This window comes from Streptomyces sp. NPDC024632 (genome assembly GCF_055559175.1).
Genome location: NZ_JBVHLD010000002.1, coordinates 675,605 through 696,157, shown reverse-complemented (window position 1 = coordinate 696,157; position 20,553 = coordinate 675,605). Strand labels below are relative to the sequence as shown.

28 protein-coding genes are annotated in these 20,553 nt (G+C 71.8%); all 28 read right to left on the bottom strand.

Going from position 1 to position 20,553, the window contains the following annotated elements; translation table 11 throughout:
* Window positions 1–3: 3 nt before the first annotated feature.
* Window positions 4–3,432: a phage tail tape measure protein gene (locus tag ACZ37P_RS06510; protein ID WP_467345165.1), complete on the bottom strand. Its 3,429-nt coding sequence runs from the start codon at window positions 3,430–3,432 to the stop codon at window positions 4–6.
* Window positions 3,433–3,468: 36 nt separating this feature from the next.
* The gene (locus ACZ37P_RS06505; RefSeq protein ID WP_467345163.1) at window positions 3,469–3,774 is read right to left on the bottom strand and encodes a hypothetical protein; all 306 of its coding nucleotides are present in this window, start codon (window positions 3,772–3,774) and stop codon (window positions 3,469–3,471) included.
* A gap of 56 nt (window positions 3,775–3,830) precedes the next feature.
* Window positions 3,831–4,232, bottom strand: coding sequence for a hypothetical protein (locus ACZ37P_RS06500; RefSeq protein WP_401850759.1), 402 nt, complete (start codon window positions 4,230–4,232; stop codon window positions 3,831–3,833).
* A 23-nt stretch (window positions 4,233–4,255) separates the two neighbouring features.
* Window positions 4,256–4,591, bottom strand: a complete 336-nt coding sequence (locus ACZ37P_RS06495; RefSeq protein ID WP_401850757.1) for a hypothetical protein — start codon at window positions 4,589–4,591, stop codon at window positions 4,256–4,258.
* Window positions 4,592–4,665: 74 nt separating this feature from the next.
* Complete coding sequence (locus ACZ37P_RS06490) at window positions 4,666–5,436, bottom strand: phage tail tube protein (RefSeq protein WP_401850754.1); 771 nt, start codon at window positions 5,434–5,436, stop codon at window positions 4,666–4,668.
* Window positions 5,437–5,479: 43 nt separating this feature from the next.
* Window positions 5,480–5,908 carry a hypothetical protein gene (locus ACZ37P_RS06485; RefSeq protein ID WP_467345162.1) on the bottom strand — a complete coding sequence of 143 codons (429 nt, stop codon included), beginning with the start codon at window positions 5,906–5,908 and terminating at the stop codon, window positions 5,480–5,482.
* Window positions 5,899–6,180, bottom strand: a complete 282-nt coding sequence (locus ACZ37P_RS06480; RefSeq protein WP_401850749.1) for a hypothetical protein — start codon at window positions 6,178–6,180, stop codon at window positions 5,899–5,901. Before ACZ37P_RS06480 ends, ACZ37P_RS06485 begins: the two co-directional genes overlap by 10 nt.
* Window positions 6,181–6,191: 11 nt before the next feature.
* The gene (locus ACZ37P_RS06475) at window positions 6,192–6,521 is read right to left on the bottom strand and encodes a hypothetical protein (RefSeq protein WP_467345160.1); all 330 of its coding nucleotides are present in this window, start codon (window positions 6,519–6,521) and stop codon (window positions 6,192–6,194) included.
* Window positions 6,522–6,537: 16 nt separating this feature from the next.
* Complete coding sequence (locus ACZ37P_RS06470; RefSeq protein ID WP_467345159.1) at window positions 6,538–6,759, bottom strand: hypothetical protein; 222 nt, start codon at window positions 6,757–6,759, stop codon at window positions 6,538–6,540.
* Between the two features lie 18 nt (window positions 6,760–6,777).
* Window positions 6,778–7,332, bottom strand: a complete 555-nt coding sequence (locus ACZ37P_RS06465; protein ID WP_467345157.1) for a mobile element protein — start codon at window positions 7,330–7,332, stop codon at window positions 6,778–6,780.
* The gene (locus ACZ37P_RS06460; RefSeq protein ID WP_467345155.1) at window positions 7,319–7,648 is read right to left on the bottom strand and encodes a hypothetical protein; all 330 of its coding nucleotides are present in this window, start codon (window positions 7,646–7,648) and stop codon (window positions 7,319–7,321) included. Before ACZ37P_RS06460 ends, ACZ37P_RS06465 begins: the two co-directional genes overlap by 14 nt.
* Before the next feature lie 12 nt (window positions 7,649–7,660).
* Window positions 7,661–8,959: a phage major capsid protein gene (locus tag ACZ37P_RS06455; protein WP_467345154.1), complete on the bottom strand. Its 1,299-nt coding sequence runs from the start codon at window positions 8,957–8,959 to the stop codon at window positions 7,661–7,663.
* Window positions 8,943–9,743 carry an HK97 family phage prohead protease gene (locus ACZ37P_RS06450; RefSeq protein ID WP_467345153.1) on the bottom strand — a complete coding sequence of 267 codons (801 nt, stop codon included), beginning with the start codon at window positions 9,741–9,743 and terminating at the stop codon, window positions 8,943–8,945. The genes ACZ37P_RS06455 and ACZ37P_RS06450 overlap by 17 nt, the downstream gene beginning before the upstream one ends.
* A 2-nt stretch (window positions 9,744–9,745) precedes the next feature.
* On the bottom strand, window positions 9,746–10,330 hold the full coding sequence (locus ACZ37P_RS06445) for a hypothetical protein (protein ID WP_467345152.1): 585 nt from the start codon (window positions 10,328–10,330) through the stop codon (window positions 9,746–9,748).
* A gap of 47 nt (window positions 10,331–10,377) precedes the next feature.
* Complete coding sequence (locus ACZ37P_RS06440; RefSeq protein WP_467345150.1) at window positions 10,378–11,787, bottom strand: phage portal protein; 1,410 nt, start codon at window positions 11,785–11,787, stop codon at window positions 10,378–10,380.
* A 51-nt stretch (window positions 11,788–11,838) separates the two neighbouring features.
* Complete coding sequence (locus ACZ37P_RS06435) at window positions 11,839–13,626, bottom strand: terminase large subunit (protein ID WP_401850729.1); 1,788 nt, start codon at window positions 13,624–13,626, stop codon at window positions 11,839–11,841.
* Window positions 13,592–14,050, bottom strand: coding sequence for a phage terminase small subunit P27 family (locus ACZ37P_RS06430; RefSeq protein ID WP_467345148.1), 459 nt, complete (start codon window positions 14,048–14,050; stop codon window positions 13,592–13,594). Before ACZ37P_RS06430 ends, ACZ37P_RS06435 begins: the two co-directional genes overlap by 35 nt.
* 257 nt (window positions 14,051–14,307) lie before the next feature.
* Window positions 14,308–14,628, bottom strand: coding sequence for an HNH endonuclease (locus tag ACZ37P_RS06425; RefSeq protein ID WP_467345147.1), 321 nt, complete (start codon window positions 14,626–14,628; stop codon window positions 14,308–14,310).
* A 168-nt stretch (window positions 14,629–14,796) separates the two neighbouring features.
* Window positions 14,797–15,222 carry a DUF732 domain-containing protein gene (locus ACZ37P_RS06420; protein WP_401850723.1) on the bottom strand — a complete coding sequence of 142 codons (426 nt, stop codon included), beginning with the start codon at window positions 15,220–15,222 and terminating at the stop codon, window positions 14,797–14,799.
* Window positions 15,223–15,285: 63 nt separating this feature from the next.
* The gene (locus tag ACZ37P_RS06415) at window positions 15,286–15,474 is read right to left on the bottom strand and encodes a hypothetical protein (protein WP_401850721.1); all 189 of its coding nucleotides are present in this window, start codon (window positions 15,472–15,474) and stop codon (window positions 15,286–15,288) included.
* Window positions 15,475–15,597: 123 nt separating this feature from the next.
* Window positions 15,598–15,789 (bottom strand): hypothetical protein, encoded by a 192-nt coding sequence (locus tag ACZ37P_RS06410; RefSeq protein WP_401850718.1) that lies wholly within the window; start codon window positions 15,787–15,789, stop codon window positions 15,598–15,600.
* A 138-nt stretch (window positions 15,790–15,927) separates the two neighbouring features.
* Window positions 15,928–18,087, bottom strand: coding sequence for an FtsK/SpoIIIE domain-containing protein (locus ACZ37P_RS06405; protein WP_467345144.1), 2,160 nt, complete (start codon window positions 18,085–18,087; stop codon window positions 15,928–15,930).
* Between the two features lie 84 nt (window positions 18,088–18,171).
* Complete coding sequence (locus ACZ37P_RS06400; RefSeq protein ID WP_401715334.1) at window positions 18,172–18,366, bottom strand: hypothetical protein; 195 nt, start codon at window positions 18,364–18,366, stop codon at window positions 18,172–18,174.
* Complete coding sequence (locus ACZ37P_RS06395) at window positions 18,363–18,536, bottom strand: hypothetical protein (RefSeq protein ID WP_401715336.1); 174 nt, start codon at window positions 18,534–18,536, stop codon at window positions 18,363–18,365. The genes ACZ37P_RS06400 and ACZ37P_RS06395 overlap by 4 nt, the downstream gene beginning before the upstream one ends.
* Before the next feature lie 77 nt (window positions 18,537–18,613).
* Window positions 18,614–18,970, bottom strand: a complete 357-nt coding sequence (locus tag ACZ37P_RS06390; RefSeq protein ID WP_401850712.1) for a DUF6251 family protein — start codon at window positions 18,968–18,970, stop codon at window positions 18,614–18,616.
* Window positions 18,967–19,950 (bottom strand): hypothetical protein, encoded by a 984-nt coding sequence (locus tag ACZ37P_RS06385; RefSeq protein WP_467345141.1) that lies wholly within the window; start codon window positions 19,948–19,950, stop codon window positions 18,967–18,969. Before ACZ37P_RS06385 ends, ACZ37P_RS06390 begins: the two co-directional genes overlap by 4 nt.
* Window positions 19,947–20,381 carry a hypothetical protein gene (locus tag ACZ37P_RS06380; protein WP_467345140.1) on the bottom strand — a complete coding sequence of 145 codons (435 nt, stop codon included), beginning with the start codon at window positions 20,379–20,381 and terminating at the stop codon, window positions 19,947–19,949. Before ACZ37P_RS06380 ends, ACZ37P_RS06385 begins: the two co-directional genes overlap by 4 nt.
* The gene (locus ACZ37P_RS06375) at window positions 20,378–20,530 is read right to left on the bottom strand and encodes a hypothetical protein (RefSeq protein ID WP_467345138.1); all 153 of its coding nucleotides are present in this window, start codon (window positions 20,528–20,530) and stop codon (window positions 20,378–20,380) included. The genes ACZ37P_RS06380 and ACZ37P_RS06375 overlap by 4 nt, the downstream gene beginning before the upstream one ends.
* Window positions 20,531–20,553: the final 23 nt, after the last annotated feature.

Here is a 20,553-nt window from a genome sequence, read left to right as displayed (position 1 = left end):
CCCTTATCCGACGAGCGTCATGTGCCGCAGCAGGTCCGCGGACTGCTCGGCGAAGGACCGGTCGGCAGCGTTGATCGTCACGTTCTGGACCCGCGCGCCCGCGCCCGCGGTCCCGCGCGCGCCCGCAACACCGAGCTGGGGGGCGGGCGGTACGGCGACCAGTCGCCGCATCGCCGCGTCCACCCGGCCCCGCTCGCGGTCCAGGCCCACGACCGCGCCCTGCCCGACGTACGACATCAGCCGTGCCATCACCGTTGACGGCGACCTGATGCCGAGCGCCTTCCGGATCGCGGTCTGCATGCTCTTGGCGATGGCGAGCATCTGCCGCTCGATCGCGGCCTGCTGGCCCTTGAGCCCGGCCACCAGGCCCTGTGCGGCCTGGATACCCGCCTTGTACATCGCGTCGGCCACCGCGGTCCCGGCTGCGGTCGCGGCCTGGGTGAGGGCCTTCTGCTGGGTGGCGATGGCCCGCAGGTCGGAGTCGGAAGCCCGCGCGAGGGCCGCGGCCGTGGCGCCCCCGCCCTCGACCCCGGCCGCCCCGATCTCGTTGATCAGGTCCGCGGACAGGCCGCGCTTCCGCAGCGTGGCGAGCTGCGCGGCGAAGGCCCGCGCAGCCGCCACGTCGCCCTTGAGGCGGGCGAGGATCGTGGCCGCGGTGACCTCGGTGCCGTCCGGCATCTCCCGCGTGATCGAGGCAGCCGAGGTGATGCCGGACGCGATCTGGTCCCTCAGATCCGTCCAGTCCTTCTGGAGACCCGAGAGCTTGTCCTGCGCCGACTTCAGCTTCGCGGCGACGCCGTCGCGCTGCTTCGCCAGAGATGCCAGCTTCGCGTTGTCCTTGGCCACGATCTTCGCGAGCGCCGTCCCGGCCTGGGCGATTCGGGTCTGCGAGGCGATGTCCTGGCGCAGCGCCCGCGCCTGCTTCTTACTCGCGTCCGGCAGGGCCTTGCGGTCCTTGGCGATCTGCGCGTTCGCCGCCTCGATGCCCTGCCGTACCAGGTCGGCGATCTTCTTGGCCGCCGCGGCGACCTGTGCCGAGGTGCCCGTCAGGCCCTGCACCAGGCCCATGCCTGCGAAGCGGCCCAGCGCCTCCGTCACCTTGGACGGGGAGTGCATGTCGAGCACCTTGCGGATCGGGCCAGGGATCGAGGACTTGACCAGGCCGGAGACCTTCGAGGCGAGCCAGCCGCCCATCGAGGAGATGCCCGACCACAAGCCGGTGATGATGTTCCGGCCCTCGCTCGTCAGCAGGCCGCCCAAGGAGCCCAGCCGGGACTTGATCTGCCCCGGCAGCCCGCTGACGTAGGCCAGCAGTTCGGCAGCCTTCGCCGACGCCCCGGACTTCAGCCGCCCGAAGCCGCTGACGGCCGCGGAGTAGACGCGGGCGCCCAGACTCGCGAGCCCGGAAGCGATCCGGCCGGGCAGCCCGGTCACCCAGGTGACGAGCGCGCGGCCCGTGTTGACCGTGCCCCGGTACGCCGCGCTGAAGGCCCCGGAGATCTGGGACCAGTAGTGGACGATCGCGTAGACCGCGAGCCCGATCGGGCCGGTCAGGATGCCCAACAGCAGCGGCCAGTTGGACCGTACGAACCCGATCACGGCCGAGACGGCGCCGGTCACCCAGGCGGTGATGTCGTGCCAGATCTTCACTGTCCAGGACGACACCTTGGACCAGTTGGCGATGATCAGGGCGACGATCGCGACGACGGCGATCGTGACCCAGCCGATCGGGCCGAGGGCGATCAGCCAGGCCGCGGCCATCTGCGCCGCCCGGAACAGGGACTGCACGCCCATGATCACCCAGCCCGCCACGACCCCGGCGACCGCGATGGCCGTGCCGGCGGCACCCGCGGCCGCGGCCGCGGCACTGAGCACCCACCCGGCAACGACCCGTGCCCCGCCGGCCAGGGCGGCGGCGCCGGAGGCGATCCACCCGCCGACCGTGCGATACGACGCGGCGACCTCCAGGGCGGCCACGCCGACCGCAGTAGTGCCGGTGCTGACCCACGACGCGACCTGCGCGGCCCCGGAAGCGACCGCCGCGGCGGCGGCCGTGGCGTAGGACACGGCCAGCGTGACCAGGACGGGCAGCATCACCGCGGTGATGACACCGCCCGCGATCCCCAGAGCGGTCGCATTGCGGTGCACCCACCCGGCCGAGGCAACCAGGCCCGGCACGAGCGTGCCGGTGATGAAGTGCCCGGTGCGGTCCATGGCCGGGCCGACGTTGCGTGACAGGACGCCGCCGAGCCGGGTGAGCGGCGGCCCGACCTTGGTGCTGACCGTCGTGCCGAGCGCGAACAGCCGCGGCAGCACCTGCCCGCCGATCACCTGGACGAGCCCCTGCTTCAGGCTGCGGGTGAAGGCGGTGAGCCGGGCGCCGGCGTTGTCGCGCAGGTCGGTGCCCATCTGGTTGGCCGCGCCCCGGAAGTCGTCGAAACCCTTGGTGGCCTTGGAGGGGTCCAGGGCCAGCAGTGCTCGCCCGGCGTCCTCGGACTGCGTGCCGAACAGGGCGGTCGCGGCGGCGGCCTGTTTGACCGGGTCCTTCATGGCCCGGAGCCGGTCGAGGACGGTCTGAAGGCCCTTGCTGGCGTTCGTGCCGCCCTTGGCGATCTGCGCGGTCGTCTTCGTCGCGGACAGCCCGAGCAGCTTGTACCCCTCGGCCGACGACGTACTGCCGTCGATCGCCCGGATGGAGAATTCCTTCAGGGCGTCGGTGATGATGTCGGTGTCGCGGGCGCCGCCCTTGAGGCCCTGGCTGATCAGACCGAGCGCGGTCTGCCCGGAAAGCCCCAGCTTCCGCAGCTGGACCGGGTACTCCTGGAACGTCTCGACCAAGTCATCGGCCTGCGGACCGAACTTCTGGAACCCACGTGTGAGCAGGTCGATGGCCTCGGTGCCGTCCTTGGCCAGACCGTTTTTGATCATGGCGCTGACGGCCTGTGCGGTCAGCCCGGAGTCCTGCTCGAACGTCGAGGTAAAGTCGCTGAACTGAGTGGTGATCGATTTGATCTGGGCCTGTGTCGCGCCGGGCGGCAGCAGCCCGGCACCGGCGACCAGGCGGACGTTCTCCGCGGCGGTCTCGACGCTGTCAGTGATCGCCCCGGCGTAGAGACCGCCCGCGATCTTGCCGTACTGCGCGGCGACCGGGGCGGTCGTGCCGAGCTGGGCCTTGAGCTTGCCGGGCATCCCAGACTGCTCGATTGCGGAGCTGAACGCCTCGGACACGCCCTCGGTGATCTTCTCGACGGCGGTCATCACCCCGGCGGCTTCGAGCAGGTGCCGGAAACCCGCGCCGAAGCCGCGCCCGGCCTCGCCGCCCGCGTGCTCGCCCGCGCCCGCGGCGGGGGCGAGCTGGCGGCGGATCTCCTCCGCGATGCCGCGCACGCTAGGGATGATCTGGAGGCTGGCGTAGCCGACGTTCGCTGTCACGAGGGCCCACCCCCCTTCGCGACTAGCCGTCTGCTGTCAGGTGATGCGGCCCGCTGCGATGTCCTGCTCGCGCTGCCGTTTGCGGGCGAGCGCGGCCGTACGGGCGCGCCGCCTGTCGGGAGTCTCGGCGTGCTCGGCGTCCGGCGTGGGCCGGGCCGGGTGCGCGGTGCCCGCGTGCGCGTGAAAGACATCGGACAGCAGGTAGTCGGTGGTGCTCCAACCCGATCCTCCGAGCGCTCGGGCGACGGCCGATGCGGGCGGCAGGTGACGGACGCGGACGGCGATCTGCCGCAGCGTCAGCAGCCGCCGCCCACCTCGGTCTCGTCGCCAGTAGTCCCGCACGTCCAGGTGGTGAAAGGCCGACAGGTCGGCCTCCAGCGCGTCCGGGTGATCCCGGATCAGCCGCCGGAGGCCCCGGATTCCCCCACGCCCTCGAAGCCCGCGGCCTTGCCGACGGCCTCGAACAGCTCGCCCAGGGCGCGGGTGCGGGGCTTGGTGGACTTGAAGCGCTTCCACTGCTTGGGGCCGAGCAGCACCCGCAGCGCGATCACGATCTTGTCGTCGTCGATGGACTCCAGCACTTCCAGCGGCCAGTCCTCGGCGGAAGCGGGCACGGTGTACGTCTGGCCGCCGTACGGGACGGCGACGACCGCGAAGTCCTCGCCCAGGGCGGGCGGGTTGGCCTCGGCCTCCAGCGCAGCGGACGCCACCGCGGCGACCGTCGCCGGGGGCGGCTGCTCGGCCTGCGGCGGCAACGGTGCGGACACGGCCTGGAAGGTGGAAGGCGGCGGAGTGGTCATGGCGCGGTTCTCCTTGCAATGGCTCAGGTGTCGGTGGCGAGGACGTGGCAGGCGCCGACGACGACGGTCAGCCGCACTGTCGTCGGGCCGCCGTGCCGGGCGGTGATCTCGACCGGCTCGGTGGTCACGGGGAGTGAGAACGGCTGGCCGTCGAGCAGAACCCTGTCCCCGGCGATGATCAGGTCACCGCCCGGCACAGGGACGGGCGGCTCGTCGTCGGGCCCGGTGTCGACGGGCTCTTCGGCGGCGAGGGAGGCGACGGCCTGCGAGCGCAGGTGGCGGGGCAGTTCGTCACCGTCGCTGATCAGGCCGAGGCGCAACGCCTCGGCGTGGATCTCGGCATCGGGGAAGGACAGCATGGCGCGGTCTCCTTCGGCGCGGTCAGGTTGGTGCCGGGGCGCGGCCACCGCGCCACGGGGCGCGCCCCGGCGGCTCAGGAGACGGTGACGGCGGACGCCGACGACGTGATGCCGCCGTAGGTCGCGGTCACGTTGGAGGTTCCCGCGGCGACGGCGGTCACGTACCCGTATTCGACGGTCGCCTTGGCCGGGGCCGAGGAGGACCAGGACGCCAGGCCGGTCACGTCCGACGTCGAGGAGTCCGAGTAGGTTGCGGTCGCGACGAGCTTCTTCGCGGCCCCGACCGACAGGGCCAGGGTGCCGGGGGCGACCGCGAGCGCGGTCAGCGTCGGCGCGGCCTGCCTGTCGAAGAGCACGCCGTTGGCGTCGGGGTAGATCACGGCCGCCAGGACCGCCTTCGTCAGGTCGGTCTCGTTGATGTCCCGGTCGCCGTCGAGCGTGATGAGCCCGTAGTTCCGGGTGATCAGGCGCTCGATCTTCCCCGTCGACGGGTCACGCGTTTCGAACCCGATCTTCACCGGGCTCGGCCGCGGCACCACGATCTGCGTCTCGGTCGAGCCGGGCCAGATCAGCGCCCTGGTGGTGACGTTGTCCTCCAAGGCGCTGAACTTTTTGGTCAACTTGAAGTTCTTACGCGACGTCCTCACCAGGATGCCGCCCCAGGCGTACATGTCCGAGACGTCCTCGTCTCGGGACTCGGGCATGCCGTCGTCGCCGGCTAGCAGGCCGGTCTGACCCCAGCCGACGGGCCACGGGGCGGTCACGGTGGCGGGGTTGGCGGTGCCCAGCGGCGATACGTATACGTCCGCGTTGGTCCACAGATTGGTCTTCGTCGGGTCGCCCACGGCGTCCTCCCTCGATGTCGGTTGCTGGTGCTGTGCGGCGCGGTCAGATGGCGCGCGGGCGGATGTTCGCGAGCACGGTCAGGGTGCTCAGGTCCGTCTTCTCGGGCGTGGCGTCGACCGCCGGGATCGGCCCGGTGCCGGGGCGGACGCTGCGGATCACCGGCCCGTTGTGGACGACCAGCAGGGCCTGGCAGAGCTGCGCGAGGTCGTGCGCGGCGTCGGCGTCCTCGTGCCAGACCGTCACTCGGATCGTCACCACCGAGGTGCCCATAGACGGGTGCGGGCTGTCGGTGTCCTTCCGGACCAGGACGTAGGGCAGGTGCGGGGTCTCCGGGCTGCGGTCGCCCGGCACGAGGCTGCCGACGGTGACGCCGTCCGTACAGTCCTCCGACCGCCCGGCCAGCGCCTCCCGCAGCACGATGACCGCGGCGGCCTGCGCGTCGCCGAACACCACCAGTCGGGTTACCGCCACGCCCTCACCTCCACCCCGGCCGCGCCCGCCGCACGGGTCAGCACGCCGTCCCGCGCCTGGTACGCCATGCCGCGCACGTCGGCGATGACGACGGTGGCGGCGCCGCGGTCGGTGGTGTAGGCGCGCACCTGCACGGGCACGCCCGCAGGCAGGCGTCCGCGCACGTGCGTAGCGATCTCGTCGGCGACGCCGTCGACCATCTGCCGCACCTCGGCCCCGCGCAGGATCTGACGGACGCCGGCGTAGTCGAGCCGGAAGTCGACACCGCTCACGCAGTCACCTCCTATCCGGTCGTGCGCCGCATGCTCCACTCCACGTGGTGCGTGCCGCCGTCGAGCGGGTCGGGCCAGGCGGCGACCTCACCGATCACCTCGCACATCAGGCCGCCGAACTCGACGCGGTCCGACGACCGGACATCGGGGCTGGTGCCGGGCGCGGACAGCACGTGCCAGCCGGTGACCACCGCAGTGCGGGTCGCGTCGGCGGCCTCGTCCTGGACGGTCGGCTGCACCGACACGTCGCCGATCACCAGGCGTGTGACAGCGCCGTCGGACCAGTCCGGGACGGTGTTCCCTGCGCGGTCGGTCTTGGTGCCCGCACGGACGCGGGTCACAGACTGGTCGAACACCTCACGTGCCGCCGATGACGCCGCGGGTGCGGAGCCCGGCGAGCAGCGCGTTGTACGCCGCAGTGACGGCCGCGAGGTCCGCGAAGGCGGTCGCCTGGTTGTTGATGGCGGGCTTGGTGCCGGTCATCAGGACGTTGCCGGGGTCGGCGACCACGATCTCGTCGCCGACCGCCTGATTGGGGTTGGCCTGCGTCCCCTTGGTGAGCTTGACGTATCTGGGCATGGGGTGTGTCCTTCCGGGTCAGGGTGAGTCGCCTCGGTTGAGCCGGTACTTCTCGACGGCGGCGGTCCACTGGGAGGTGACACCGACGGCCGCGGTCGCGCCGTACGTGATGGCCTCGCCCCCGGCCTGGATCGTCTGCACTCCGGGCTGCACGCGGAAAATGGTGCGCGCCTGGTCGATGACGACCTCTTGGACGTCGTCGGGGATCGGGTCGTACCCGTGGTCGAGGACGACGACGATCTCCGCCCAGTCCGGCCACACGTCGCCGATCCGCCGCAGGACCCCGGCGTCGCGGCGCACCTTGTACTGGGTGCCGGCCGCGAGCGCGGTGCCGTCGACCGTGACGGACACGACCCGTACGACCGGTGCCACGGGAAGCAGCAGCCGGTCGGTGCAGTCCCCGTACAGCGTCACCTCGGCGTTGGTGACCAGGCGGACCGGGTGCCGGACGGCCCCGGCGAAGCGACTGCTCGCCGCGCGCAGGGCCTCCAGCAGTTTCGGGTCGTCCGGGCCGACGGGCAGCCAGACCGCGAGGCGGGCCGGGTCGGCGAGCAGCCCATCAGGCAGCGGCACCGCCGCCCCCGTCCTCGGCGGCGTCGCGCTCGGCCGCCGCGGCGAGCAGCACGTCGCGCTTGCCGAGGATTCCCGACCGGGCCTTGCCCGCGGCCTCGGCGTCCAGGACCCGCAGCGCCTCGGCGGCACCGACCGTGCCGAGGTACGTCAGCACGTCCTCGGCCTTGGCGGCGGACGGGTCGAGCGGCCCCGCAGGCGCGGGCGCGGGCGTGCTCGCGCGGACGGGGCCGGGTGCGGGCACCTGCGCGCGGTAGCGGTCGGCGTCCTCCGGGCGCACCCGGACGCCGCCGATGATCAGCATCTTGTGCTCGGGCATGGTGTCCTCCGATCAGGCCGCGAGGTCGGCGATGCACAGCTCGGCGGGCTTCCAGATGGCCTGGGCGGCACGCAGCTCGCCGCGCACGTACACCAGGTTGCGGCGGGCGTAGTCGGCGTGCTGGTTGAAGGCCAGGACGGAAAGGCCCTCGCGGTCCATCAGGCTGACGGTGCGCCAGTTGCCGAGGATCGCGGTGCCGGGGTCGATCGCCTGGGACACCACGCGCGGTCGGCCCCACACGGTGCCCGGCCCGGACGACCAGGGGCCCTGGCCCATGTACCGGCCGTCGGCGTCCTGGAGCAGATCGAACGCCTCGTCGTCCTCGGGCGACAGGGCCACCGCGGTGATCGGGGCGCCGATCTTCGTGAGCTTCGTGATGGCCTTGCGGAGCGTGGTCACCATGTTGGTGTCGAACGCCTGCGCCTGCACACCCGTGGTGTGCGTGATGCCGTACGGCTGCCCCGAGGTGCCGGTGCCGTTGAGGATCATCTCCTCGATGACGGCGTTGATGTTGTAGCCGAGCTGCCCGTTGAGGTAGGTGGCCATGCCGGGGGCGTCGGCGAGCATCTGGTTGGTGACGGTGTAGCCGTCGGCGTAGGTGTAGACCTTCGCGGTGGCCAGGTTCGTCGACAGCCCGGACAGCGGCTTGACGGTGCTGTCGGCCGGCAGGATCTCGTCGGGCACGATCGCCGCGCCGCGGGTGACGGCGGTGATCTGGAGGTACTCGAAGCTCGGGCCGCCGATGCTGCCCGAGGTGTCGATCAGGTCCAGCAGCGCCAGCGGCGGCGGCGTGGTCAGGTCGACGGTGGGCAGCCGCACGTTCTGGACGTGCCCGAGGCCGGTCTGGAGCGGCGCCGGGTCGGCCTTGGTTCCGCGGCGGGCGTCCTTGAAGCCGCGCACGAACGCGCGCAGGTTGCCCGCCTTGACCTCGTCGATCGCGATCGGGGTGCCGTTGCCGAAGCCGGACCCGGCCCGCTTGCGCCACGTGGTGTACGCCTCGGACTTGATGTAGGCGTCGCCGAAGGTGGCGGCGTCGACCTGCTCCTGCACGTCGGTCACGCCCTCCAGGACCGGGGCCGGGCGCTGGTCGCCCTTGCCGCCGGCGGGCTGTCCGGCCGTCAGCCGGGCGATGTTCGCCTGTGCGGTGTCGGCGGCCTTGATCTGCTTGTCGAGGTCGTCGGCCTCGGCCGAGAGCTGGTCGACCTCGGCCAGCTCCTCGGTGGTGAAGTCCCGGCCATCGGCCTTGGCCGCGTTGCCGATCTCGGCGAGCCGGTCGAGGGCCTTCTTGTGCTTCTCACGCAGCGTCGCCATGACGCTCTCCTGTCGTCGTGTGCTTCCGGATGAGTGCTTGCGCACGCACCTGGGCGGGCGACAGGCCGGGCGCCTTCGCGGGCACCGGAGCGGTGCGGGCGGGCTCCCCGGCCGGCGGCTGGCCGGTCGTCTGCGCGGAATCCGAGCCCTTGGGCACGGTGGTCTTCTGCGGCTCGGCGGCGGCCAGGACATCGCCGATCGCGGCGTGCGCCTCCTGAAGCCGCTCGTAGTGCTTGGCCGCCAGGACGCGGCCTTCCTTCAGGCCGCGGGCGATGTCGGCCGCCTTCGCGGCCAGCAACTCGGTCTCCTGATTGGCGCCCACCAGGCACGGGCCGACCTCGTAGAGCTTGAGCTTGCGCAGCTCGTAGTAGCCCCAGGAGTCCTCGGGCTCGACCCAGGCGCCCTCGACGACGTCGTACGCGAACGAGAACTGCGTAACGCGCCGGCCCTTGAGCAGCCGGTACACCTGGGCCGCCGTCGGGTTGGTGTCCAGGTCCTCGATCTGCCCGGTCACGAGCAGGCCGTCAGCGGTCTCCTCCGCGGTGACCACGACGCCGATGTGGGAGAAAGGGTCGCCCCAGGAGTGAGACCACAGCACTGGGATCGGGTCGCCCTTGGCCGCCCACTCCGCGAGGGTGTCGGTGAAGGCGCCCTCGATCACGACGTCGCCGACGCTGTCCTCATTGCCGAACACGCTGACGAGGGCGGTGAACTGCCCCTCGGCCAGGCCGTCGGCGGTCCCGGCCGCCTTGACGCGGGCCGGGCATTCCTTGGTACGGGGCACGGTCAGCCCTCCCTCGCGTAGTCGAGTTCGCAGTTGCAGTGCGCGGTCTCTTTGGCCTCGCCGAGCCCGTCGCCGGGCCAGCGCAGTCCGTTGCCGAAGACGTCGTCCAGGCCGACCGCCTCGCCGTTGAGGGCTTTGTGGGACGGCCGCGGGTTCCGGCCGCCGGTCCGCCAGATCTTGCGGGTCAGCCCGGACGCTCCGGCCGCGTCGTGGCCGCCGAAGCTGCGGGCCTCGGTGGCGGCCGTGACCGCCCGCGTGGCCGAGGCGGACACCCAGGCGGCCATGCCGGTACGGAGGTTGTCCTGCCAGGCGCCCTCGTCGGCGACGGCCGCCACGATCACGGCGTGCCCGGCCTGCTCGTACTGCTCGGCATGGGACTCGGCCGCGCGGGCGAGCCACGCCTCCATCACTTCCGGCGACCAGCCGTCGGCGCCTGGGTTCCACGTGTCCAGCACGGACCAGGCGCCGATCTGCGCGAGCCGGTAGCCGTGCGCCTGGATGATCGCGGCGAGCTGCGCCTGCCGCTCCGGTGACTGTGCGGCCCACAGCTCGTAGAAGTCCGGCGGCCCGTCGCCGTCCGCCTTCACTCCGGCGCGGTCGAGCAGCCGGTCCGCCTGGGCCTGCGCCCATGCGGTCAGCGCGTTGGTGAGGGCGTCCCGCTCGACGGAGAAGGTGGCCAGGTCGTCAGGCCGTCCGGCCTTTCCTCCGGACGGCCGGGCGCTTTTGGGACCGGCCCGCCCGCCTTCGGGGCGGTGTCCGTCGGCGACGCGAGGCCGCCCGTGACGACGTTCAGCGGCGTCACCAGCTCGTCGGTGCCGTCGATGTACGGCAGGTTCTGCCTCGCTCGCGCCTCGGCGCGCAGCATGTACGGGGCGCCGACCGCGGTCTGCAACAGCGACGCCTGCTCCTCGAAACTGCCGCGCAGTTTGGCCGCGACGTTCGCCTCGACGTAGAGGGCCGAGCCGGGCGCGAGCAGAGGTACGAGCTGGGCGTTGAGGACGTCCTCCAGGATCGTGATGTCCGGCCCGATGCTGTGCGTGTAGAGCATCTGCCGGAACGCGTCCAAATTGCTGAAGGTGCCCTCCCTCGCGCCGACCAGCTCCGGGGGGATGTGGTAGTGGCTGGCGACCTCAGCGTCCGAGAGCTGTCGGCCCTCGATGTCCGCGGTGTCCTTCGGCGCGAATGCCTGGACCGGCACCAGGCGCATGCCGTCCTCCAGGATCGGCGTACCGCCCGCCTCGGCGCCGCGGCCGACGAAGCGCTTGAACGCCTCCAGGAACCGGGCCTTCGCCCCGTCCGACCAGGACGGTGCGTCGGCCGGCCGCTCGATGACGACCGGGGTGCGCGCGCTGTTCTTCCACACCTGCCGCCGGTACTCCACCGCTTCGCGCTGCTCGTCGAGCAGCTGCCGCAGCGTCTCCATCGGGCTGGTGCCGTCCGCGCCCCATGCCGCATAGCCGGAGTCCCACAGGTACCGCTCGCCTGCGGGCCCGGTGCCGCCGACCGGAACGGCCGCAGACTGGCCGCCGCTGTACGCCACATACAGCGCCACGGGCTGATCGTCGTCGTCTGCCAGGACGTGAAATCGCCGCGCGGGCTTCCTGCGCAGCTCCCAGCCGCTGGCGGTGTCCGCGGACGGCAGCAGCGTTGCCGCCCACCGGTCGTGGATCAGCCAGTCAACGATGATGCTGTGCCACAACCGCGACGGTGCCCGCCCCGGCCCCGGCGCGGACAGCAGTTGCGCCAGCGGATGATCCGTCACCCGCCGCCGGTCGGTGTCCGAGACGCGCTCGTAGACGTGCCACGGGATCGTGCACAGTGCCCTGGCGATGTAGTCGACGACCTTGCGCACGCTCGGCTGGGTGCGCCACACGTCGTACGCCGTCACCCCGGAGTAGGCCGCGAGCGGCACTCCGGGGTCGGGCACGATCAGTCGGCCGTTGTACGTCCACGGCTTGTCCAGGCCCTCGAACGTGGCCAGCACGCCGCTCGGGACCGGCGCGGACTTCGCGGTCACCGGCAGACCCTCGGGGGTGATCACCATGCCTCGCGGCAGACTGCCCTTCCTACGCCACCACGCCACAGCAGCCCCCTCTCAGATGACCTCGAACTCGCCGTCCTCGTAGGCGGACCGGCGCTTGGGCGGCCGGGTCAGAACCTCGGACATCGCGTCACACAGCGCGCTGACCCCGTCGATCTTGTCGCCGCTGTGGGCCTTGTCCGGCTTGACGTTCCCGGCCGAGTCCAGCTCCACGGCGAGGTTGTCGACCATCCACACCATCACCGGGTTGCCGTCGTGCCGGATCATCGGCCGGCCCCCGGCGGCGACCGCCCGCTCGCCCGCGAGCAGGTACCGCTTCACCGCCTTCAGAGCCGGGCTCATGGTCTTGTAGCCCTGGCCGACGCCGACCAGCGGCGCCCGCTCCCCGGCCAGATCGTTCGTCAGCGACGTGGAGTTCCACCGGTCGAAGCCGAGGCTCTTGACGTCGAAGGTGTCGAGGTCGGCCCGGATGACCGCGCCGATCGCGTTGTAGTCGGTGACGTTGCCGGGCGTGGTCTTCAGCCAGCCCTCACGCACCCACCGCGAGGCCGCGCCCGCGGTCCGCTTGTCCAGCGCCCGCAGGTTGTCCTCCGGCGTCCAGAACCGCAGCAGCACATCAAGGCTGTTGTCCTCGTCGTCGGGGAACAGCCAGCACAGCGCGTTGATGTCCGAGACGTTGGCCAGGTCCAGGCCGCCGTACGCCTCGCGCCCGGCGAGCTGTTCCTCCACGACCAGCGCCCCGTTGGCCCGCCACGACTCCAGCGTCAGGAACTTCGTCTTCTGCTTCGTCCTGATCCCGAGGTGCAGGCGCAGGTACTTCGCCAGCTCCGCGGGCGACTGCCGGGCCTCGTCGACCCTCGCGGCCAGGTACGCGCGCGTCGGGGAGATCCCGAAACCGGGATTCGCGGCCCGCTGCGTGGCCTCGGCGAACGGGTCGGCGTCCTTCGGGGCGGCGAACACCACCCCGTACACGCTCGGTGCGGTGAAAACGCCGCGGGCGAGCTGCTCGATCCGGTCGCGCTTGCGGGCGTAGATCGTCTCCGGCTTCCCGTCGTCGGCGGTGGTGATGATGACCACCAGCGGCTGACGGCGCGACCCTGTGCCGGTCTCGATCGTCTCGACCAGCTCGGGCGTCTTGTGCTCGTGCAGCTCGTCGATGATCGCGCCGTGCAAATTTGCACCGTGCTGCGCACCGGCCACCGACGAGATCGGCTTGAAGTACGAGCCGGACTTCGGGTGCAGGATGACCGCGGCCATCGGCTTGACGTGCCGCTTCAGCGCGGGCGCCCGCTCGGCCAGCCGCTTGACCGGCTCGAAAACGAACCCCGCCTGCTCCTTCGTGGTCGCCGCCGTGATGACCTGCGCGGACGGCTCACCGTCCCCGCACGTGAGGTAGATCGCGATGCCGCCCGCGAGGGTGCTCTTGCCGTTCTTGCGGGGCACGTCCACGTACAGCTCGCGGACGATCCGCACGTAGGCGTCAGCGTCCTGATCCCACCGCACCCACCCGAAGACCGGCGCGAGGATGTACGCCACCTGCCACGGGTCCGGCCGCAGCGGCTGACCCGCCCACTGGCCCTGGGTGTGCCGCAGCAGCCCGAACGCCTTCAGCACGCGGTCGACGCGCTCAGGATCGAACACCGCCCCCGGCACGTCACGGGGCTCCGGTGTCTTGACCAGCGGCACGCAGTCCGGCAGCGGGATGCCCCGCTCCGCCAGGTACCAGGCCACCTCGGGCGACAACTTCAGCCGCTCAAGCTCCGCCTCGTCGAGGAACGTTGTCGGCCGCGCCGGGCCCGCCCCCGCCTTACGCGAAGGGGTTCTCTTCCTCGTCGTCGCCATCGTCCGCCCCCCGAGAAAGGGCCTGCTCCGTGCTCGGGGTCAGGCCGAAGTGCGCCGCCCACGCGCGCAGCTCGCGCCCGGCCGCGCGGGCGATGCCGACCGCCGGGTGCGGGAGCGTCCCCTGCTTCGCCTCGATCGTCAGGCCGTCGCGCTGCACGGTCTCGGTCGCCTCGCGGAAGGTCGCCCACGCCTCGCAGTACGCGGCCAGCGCCGCGGCGTCCTCCGGCTTGAGCAGATCGAGGCGGGCCAGGCCGGGAAGGACGCGGTCCCACTCCGCGCGGGCCTCGGGCGTCAGCCACTCCGGCGCCTCAGGGGGCAGCCGCTTGAAGGCGGGCCCGCTGTTCACCGGCCGCCCCGCGCTGTCCTTGCCGGGCGCACGGCCCTTGATCAGCTTCAGCGCCGCGGGCTGGGCGGTACGACCCATTGCCGGTCACCCCCAGTCACCATCACAAAACCGCAGGTCAGGGGCTTGCGGGTCGCTAGACCCCCCTATGGGATTCTGTGCACACGTCTTCCGAGTTGACCGCGCCGGGTCCCCAGAAAAAAATCCTGGAAATCTGGACTCCCTTACCCCCGGAAAAGCCGGAAGACTTCTGGGATTTCGAACCTTGAGGCCACAAACCCGCAGGTCAGAGGCTTGCCGCTCGATCGCCGACCAGGCGAGAGTAACAAAAGCCCAGGTCAGAGCCTTGGAAGGCGGTTTCTCCGTCTCAAGTTCGCCCGCAGTGCCTCGGCGCGGCTCTTGATCCAGTCGCAGGACGGGCAGAGCAGCCCCAGGTTGTCGAGGTCGCGCGGCGAGCCGCCCTCGCTGACGGGGACCTTGTGGTCGAGGACGAACGGCTTGGCGGCCTCGTCGTCGGGGTCGACGTCGTCCGAGTCGGCGCCGCACGCGTAGCAGCAGCCGTGATCGCGCAGGCTGACCCTGCGCTTGAGCTTGCGCCACTCGCCCGAGCTGATGCCGTCGTAGCGGGCCGCCTTGTCGTCCCGGCCTGCCCACGGCACGCGCTGGTGCGTGGGGCATCTGCCCGTGGTGGTGAGCGTGTGGCACCCCGGTTCACCGCACCGGGTGGGGGGACGTGTCGGCACCGGGGGGATCACCTCCCCCGGGGGGCAGTCCAGGGGGCATGGCAGCACCCCCGGCCGGAGTGGGCTCGGGGGCGCTGCCGGGGGTCATTTCTTGGGGCAGATCGTCTGCCGTAGGGCGGCGTTGATCAGCTTGCCCTGGGCGTCGCTGAGGGGGCGCGCGTCGTTGCCGAACCGCTCGGCTGCACTGTGGTCCGGGTTCCTCGCGCCGCCGTCGAGACTCGTGCACTGGTTGCGGCCTGCGGTGATGGCCTTGTCGGGGTCGGCGACGATGGCGGGATCGACGACCCGCAGAGCTGCGAGGTACGCGGTCCGCTTGGCACCGGTCGGCGCATCGGGGAAGCCGGGGATGTGCTTGGTGGTCGTGGTGGGTGCGGCGCCGACCGTAGTGGTAGGAACAGGTGTGGTCGGCGACGCCTGGCCCTTGTCGTCGTTGCTGTCGCTCGACGAGCAGGCGGTCAGGGCCAGGAGCGCGGCGGCGGCGAGGGCCGCGGCGGTGAGTCGGGTACGCATCGGGCCAGCGTGCCGGAGGACCGTCTGCTGTGTGCCCGTTGTGACTGGTCTGTGACAGACCGTCTAGGTCCGCTCGGGCCAGTGCCAGGTGCCGGGCGCGTTGCCTTCCTGCTTGGCGTCGAGCATCGCCTGGGGGCCGAATGGCTGGAACACGGTGAGGAGCGTGGTGGCGCCGTCGGCCTGCGTGATGATCGCGGCGCGGCACGTGCCGTCGTGGTTGTAGTGGACGATGCGGCCGACACTGGGCTGCATGGCGGCTCCCATGGTTCGGGGTACGACGAAGGCCCCGGACCGGTGATGGTCTCGGGGCCTTCGGGGTGTCCGTCGTGCGGACATACGTCTGCGGAAAGATCGTCACACCGCTCTGACCTGGTGTCAAGCGGCAACGCGGGTGGCGAGGATGGCGAGGACGTCGTCGGTGTCGTACCAGGGTTGCCGTGGCGAGCCGCCTGCGCGGACGAGTCGGCCGCGGGCGACGAGCTGGCGGACGCCGCCGAGGGTGATGCCGAGGGTGGTGGCGGCCTGGTGGGCGGACATGTGGCCTGGGGGCACGGACAGCGGTTCCATGGGTCCATGATGCCGCTCCGAGGTGGTTTTCGGGGTCCGCTGCTGGACCCCGAAACCTGAAATCACCGCAGCTCACAGCCCCGTGGGGCCGATGTCACCCCCGAAACCGGTTTCGGGTCGGGGGAAACCGGGCGGGGCCTATTCGGTGTCGTCCTCCGGGCCGTCCGGGGTCTCGGGGAGGTCGGTGAAGCGGACGCCCTTGGCGCCGCCGCAGCAGTCGCGGATGGTGATCTGGGTGGTGGTCACCTTGTACGGCTTGAGGGCGGCGGACAGGGTCGCGGAGCTGGCGGCCTGGATCTCGCGCGGGCTCAGGGCGGGGTCGGTGCTGATCCATGGGGCGTACAGGTCGGGCCGGTAGGCGGCGAGGGCGTCGACCAGGCGGTGGGAGTGGACGGCCGGGGCGCCGTCGGGCCAGATGGCGCGCAGGTGGTCGACGAGCGTTTCGGTGTCGGTGGGCTCGACGGTCTCGCCCGCGGCTTCGCCCGTGAGGGTGCCTGCGGCGATGCGGAGCGCGAGGCCGCGCTTGCCGATCTCGCGGGCCAGTTCCTGGGCGATGTAGTAGGCGCGGACGATGCGGGCGTTCATCGCGGAGCGGGCCAGCCACCCGGTACCGCTGTCCTTGGGGTCGTTGCCTTCGGCGGGCTCGAAGATGTTCGCGCGGATGCCGCGCTTGTACATGCCGGTGCCGAGGATCAGGTCGTTGGGGATGTGGCCGGTGATGGCCAGGCAGAACCGCACGATCGCGTTGTCGGAGACCATCTTCGGGATGCTGTCGGCGTCGGGCTTCTGGGTGGTGAAGACCAGGATGATGCCGTAGGCGCGGGCCTTGCGGATCAGGCGCCCGGCGATCTCGGCGGCTTCTTTGCCGTACTCGGGGTGCTCGAAAAGGGTGTGGACCTCGTCGAAGATGGCGAGCAGCGGGTGGAGTCGCAGCTCGGGGTACTTGTCGGCGAGTTTGCGGGTGACCTTGCGGCCGTTGGGGACGTCCTCCACGGGCAGGTCAGCGACAGCCTTCTTCCGGCGCTTCATCTCCTTCTCCAGGCCCTTGAGGCCGTCGAGGGCGGCTTTGCAGTGCTCGTCGTCGTCACCGCTGACGTACCGGTGGCAGACCGGCTCGACGCTGTCGCAGTCGCCGGAGCCCTTCAGTTCGTAGACCCACATCTCGCAGGTGGGGTCGAGGGCCCCGGCCAGGGCGATGACCAGCACGGCAGAGGTTTTCCCGGAGCCCATGACGCCGCCCATCAGGACGTTGGTGCCGATCAGGGCGAGGGGGACGGTCTCGCCGCGGGGGGTGACGCCGAAGGGGAATTCGCCGTACATGTCGGCCTGCCCGTCGGCGGCCAGCGGCCAGGCCCGTTTGATGGTGCGCGGGTCGGTCTTGGCGACCCACAGGTTCGCCCGGCTGGGGTGCTCGGTGCCGACCGAGGGCCACACGCACTGGAGCGGGCGCCGCATGGCCCCGGCCAGCTCTTTCCGCTTGTCGAGCAGCTTCTCGGCGAGCACGCCGCGCGGAAGGTCGAGTTCGGCGAGCCAGCCGGGCCCGTCGACCTGGATGGGGTTGACGAAGGACGGTTCGCCCCGGACGCCGATGGCCTCCAGGGCGTCGGCGATCTCGCTGCTGTTCAGGGGGCGTTGGAGATGGACCGAGACGTAGCGGGTGAGCAGCGGCTTGTCGTGGGGCGCTCCGGCAAGGCCGAGGGCGGCCATGACCAGGGCGAGGGCGCCGCCGGTCTCCCACAGCGGCAGGACGAATCCGGCGACGGTCGCGGCGAGCGCGGTGGGCGTGGCGACGGCGATGGTGGTGATGCGGCGCGGCCTGATCCGGCGGGAGTGCTCGCGCGACAGGGACAGCCACGCTTCGATGTCGCCTCCGACGGCGGCCTTGGTCTCGACGGGGCGGGCTTCGGCGTCGGTGACCCAGCGGGCCCAGCGGACGGCGAAGCGCCAGGCGCCGCGGGGGGACCGGCCGAGGAGCTTGACCAGGTAGTAGGGGGTGCGGATGGTGTGGAACGAGGTGAGGTGGGCGGCGTAGTTGAGGGTCCAGCGGGTGTGGTCGGCGGCGCTTTTGGTGCTGCGGAGCCAGGCGGGGATGACGGGCGGGGCGGCGGCGAGGTAGGCGCGGCGCTGGCCGATCCAGGTGGTGGTGTCGGCGTTCACCGCGGGGGTGTCGACGACGGCGGCCGGGGCGGGCTCGGCGAAGGTCTCGGTCACGGCCTCGACGACTGCGGCCTCCACGGCGGGCGGCACCTGGTCGGGACTGTCGGGGTCTTTGACGAGGCGGAGGACGGTGTCGGTCATGCTGGTGGTTCCTGCTCTCTGCGGAGGTGCGGGGGCCCGCGGCGGCCGGTTGTCTTGGCGGATGCACGGCCGCCGCGGGGTTGGTCAGTCCGTCGGCAGTGCCCGGCAGATCGCGGCGTGGTCGTTGGCCTCGGCGCGGATCAGGTGCTCGGGCTTGGGGAAGAGCGAGCGGTCACGGCACCCGAGGCACTTCCACTCCTGGTCGCCCTCGGCGGCCGTCGTGACCCGCACGACGGCGCCGCCGAGGGTCGCGAACTGCGAGAAGACGTAGCTGCTCATTTGGTGTTCTCCTTCTGCTCGCGGCGCTGGCGGGCCCGCTCGGCGATGCGGTCGATGGCCTTCTCCTGGCGGGTGGTGAGGACGTCTTTGCGGATCGCGGCCATTCCGGCGATGCGCAGGACGCGGGCGAGGTCGAGCGGGCTGAGGCCGCTGAGTCGGTCTACGGGCACGGTGTCCTCTCCTGGGTCCGGGCTGTCCGGTCCCACCGCTCCGGCCGCGACAGTGCGCGGCCGGACGGAAGGGCAGGTCAGCGCCGTTTGCCCTTGGGCTCGGGGCGGACGCCGGTCACGACGTGGACGATCGCCCAGGCGAGCACGGCGATGGCGAGCGCTCCGGCGAGCACGATGACCGCCATGGTGGTCAGGGAGGCGATGAGCAGCGGCCCGAAGTACACCGCGCCCGCTACCGCTCCGGCGCCGAGACCTGCGCCCAGGGCGAGGCGCTGGATCGTGCGGTCGGGCTGCGCCTGGTGGACGTGGACGATCTGCGGGCCCTGCTGCCGCTGCTCCATCTCGGCGCGGATGGTGGCGAGCAGCGCGGCGTAGTCCTCGGACTGCCGGGCCGCGAGCACCGCGTCGGCGGTGGCCTTCTCGATCTCGCTCACGCGTATCCGCCTCCGCCCTGGCCGATGCCGTCATGCGGGCGGGGGTTTTTCTTGGCCCGTGACAGGACGGTGCGGACGTAGGCGTCGTCGGTGGTGATGCGGTGGATGCGGGCGACGCGGGCGACGACGTCGGCGGCCTTCGCGCCGGGGCCGAGCGCGGAGGCGGCGTCGAGAATCGCCTCGGCCTTCGTCAGCTCCGGACGGCCGCCGACCTGCGGCGCATCAGGGTCCGCATCATCCGTGTCACGGTCGATCTCGACCACGGGGCGGCGCTGGTGGAGGACGAGGGCGACCTGGACGGCGTCGACCGTGACGCCGTAGGTGACGAGCAGCGAGGCCAGTTCGGCGGGCGGCAGCGCGGGTTGCGCATCATGGGCGATGCGGACCGCATCAGCGGGGTCGAGGGCGGCGAAGTGCTCGCGGAGTGCGGCGGTCGCCGTACGGCCGGGGCCGGGCTCCTTCGGCGTGGAGGTCTGTCCGGTGACGTGGGCGGCGGCCTTGTCGACGGTGGCCTGCCACGCCTGACGGTGGGCCAGGAGCCACCCCCAGGTGCCGAACACGGGCAGCGTCATCGGACGCTCGCCGCGGGCAGCCCGCACTCGGGCGCGGGTCGCTGCCCACGACAGGTCGGAGATGAGCAGCAGCGCCACGGTGGGGGAGGCGAAGAGCAGGGCGGCGCCGAAGCCGCCGCCGATGTACCGGGCGTGGCTCACGTTGAGGTAGATCGAGACCGTCGCGAGGGCGAGCGTCGCGGTGCGGGGCCCGGCGGCGGAGCGGGACTCGTCGACGGCGTCGGAGGCGAGGTTCAGGCAGGCCAGGGCGGCGCCGTCGAAGACTGCGGCGACGATGACGGCCAGCGGGCGGGGGACGCCGTACATGTCGTGGGCTACCACGTACAGCGACCAGGACGCCATCGAGGCGGCGGCCAGGTAGATCACGGCGCGGGCCAGGTGGCGCGGAAGCGCGCGGAGGTGCTTCACGCCTGCTCACCCCCGGCAGGCTGCCACACGGTGTACGTGATGGGCGTTTCAGCGGTGCGGCGGCGGATGTACTCGGCGTCGCGGGCGATGATCCGCGGGTCGCGCTCGTCGAGGAGAGCCTTGAGCGTGGCGTATACGGCGCTGCGTCGGCCGTCCATGAGGCAGCAGAAGCGGCGTTCGTCGCGGGCGTCGACACCGGGCAGGGGCACGTCGAGGGCGTCACGGATCGCGGCGAGCAGGTCGACGACATCGCTGGACAACGTGGACTCGGCCGGGTGGCTGTCCTTCGCGGCGGTGTCGTCGACCGTGTAGGGCACGGGCTGGTCGGGGTCGGCAGGCAGCACGATCGGCTCGGCGTCGTTGTCGACGGGCTCGCCCTGGTCGAAGGCGGAGCGGAGTACGGACTCCAGCGGGTCGGGGCGCTCGGTCATCGAGTCACCGCCGGGCGGATGCTGCCGGTGGCTCCGGCCTGGGTGATGGTGACGCGGGTCGTACGGCCGCCGGTCCGGCGGATGACACCGGCGGCGATGATGCGCCGCGGCGGGGGTGCGGGCGTACCCGCGGGCATGGAAAGATCCATGTCAGCCGTCTCCTTGCTGGTCA

Excerpts from the sequence above, each read along its gene's own strand:
- ACZ37P_RS06500 (WP_401850759.1), bottom strand. The coding sequence starts at position 4,232 with ATGACCACTCCGCCGCCTTCCACCTTCCAGGCCGTGTCCGCACCGTTG.
- ACZ37P_RS06495 (WP_401850757.1), bottom strand. The coding sequence starts at position 4,591 with ATGCTGTCCTTCCCCGATGCCGAGATCCACGCCGAGGCGTTGCGCCTC.
- ACZ37P_RS06470 (WP_467345159.1), bottom strand. The coding sequence starts at position 6,759 with ATGCCCAGATACGTCAAGCTCACCAAGGGGACGCAGGCCAACCCCAAT.
- ACZ37P_RS06460 (WP_467345155.1), bottom strand. The coding sequence starts at position 7,648 with ATGCCCGAGCACAAGATGCTGATCATCGGCGGCGTCCGGGTGCGCCCG.
- ACZ37P_RS06455 (WP_467345154.1), bottom strand. The coding sequence starts at position 8,959 with ATGGCGACGCTGCGTGAGAAGCACAAGAAGGCCCTCGACCGGCTCGCC.
- ACZ37P_RS06440 (WP_467345150.1), bottom strand. The coding sequence starts at position 11,787 with ATGGTGATCACCCCCGAGGGTCTGCCGGTGACCGCGAAGTCCGCGCCG.
- ACZ37P_RS06435 (WP_401850729.1), bottom strand. The coding sequence starts at position 13,626 with ATGGCGACGACGAGGAAGAGAACCCCTTCGCGTAAGGCGGGGGCGGGC.
- ACZ37P_RS06430 (WP_467345148.1), bottom strand. The coding sequence starts at position 14,050 with ATGGGTCGTACCGCCCAGCCCGCGGCGCTGAAGCTGATCAAGGGCCGT.
- ACZ37P_RS06420 (WP_401850723.1), bottom strand. The coding sequence starts at position 15,222 with ATGCGTACCCGACTCACCGCCGCGGCCCTCGCCGCCGCCGCGCTCCTG.
- ACZ37P_RS06415 (WP_401850721.1), bottom strand. The coding sequence starts at position 15,474 with ATGCAGCCCAGTGTCGGCCGCATCGTCCACTACAACCACGACGGCACG.
- ACZ37P_RS06410 (WP_401850718.1), bottom strand. The coding sequence starts at position 15,789 with ATGGAACCGCTGTCCGTGCCCCCAGGCCACATGTCCGCCCACCAGGCC.
- ACZ37P_RS06405 (WP_467345144.1), bottom strand. The coding sequence starts at position 18,087 with ATGACCGACACCGTCCTCCGCCTCGTCAAAGACCCCGACAGTCCCGAC.
- ACZ37P_RS06400 (WP_401715334.1), bottom strand. The coding sequence starts at position 18,366 with ATGAGCAGCTACGTCTTCTCGCAGTTCGCGACCCTCGGCGGCGCCGTC.
- ACZ37P_RS06380 (WP_467345140.1), bottom strand. The coding sequence starts at position 20,381 with ATGACCGAGCGCCCCGACCCGCTGGAGTCCGTACTCCGCTCCGCCTTC.
- ACZ37P_RS06375 (WP_467345138.1), bottom strand. The coding sequence starts at position 20,530 with ATGGATCTTTCCATGCCCGCGGGTACGCCCGCACCCCCGCCGCGGCGC.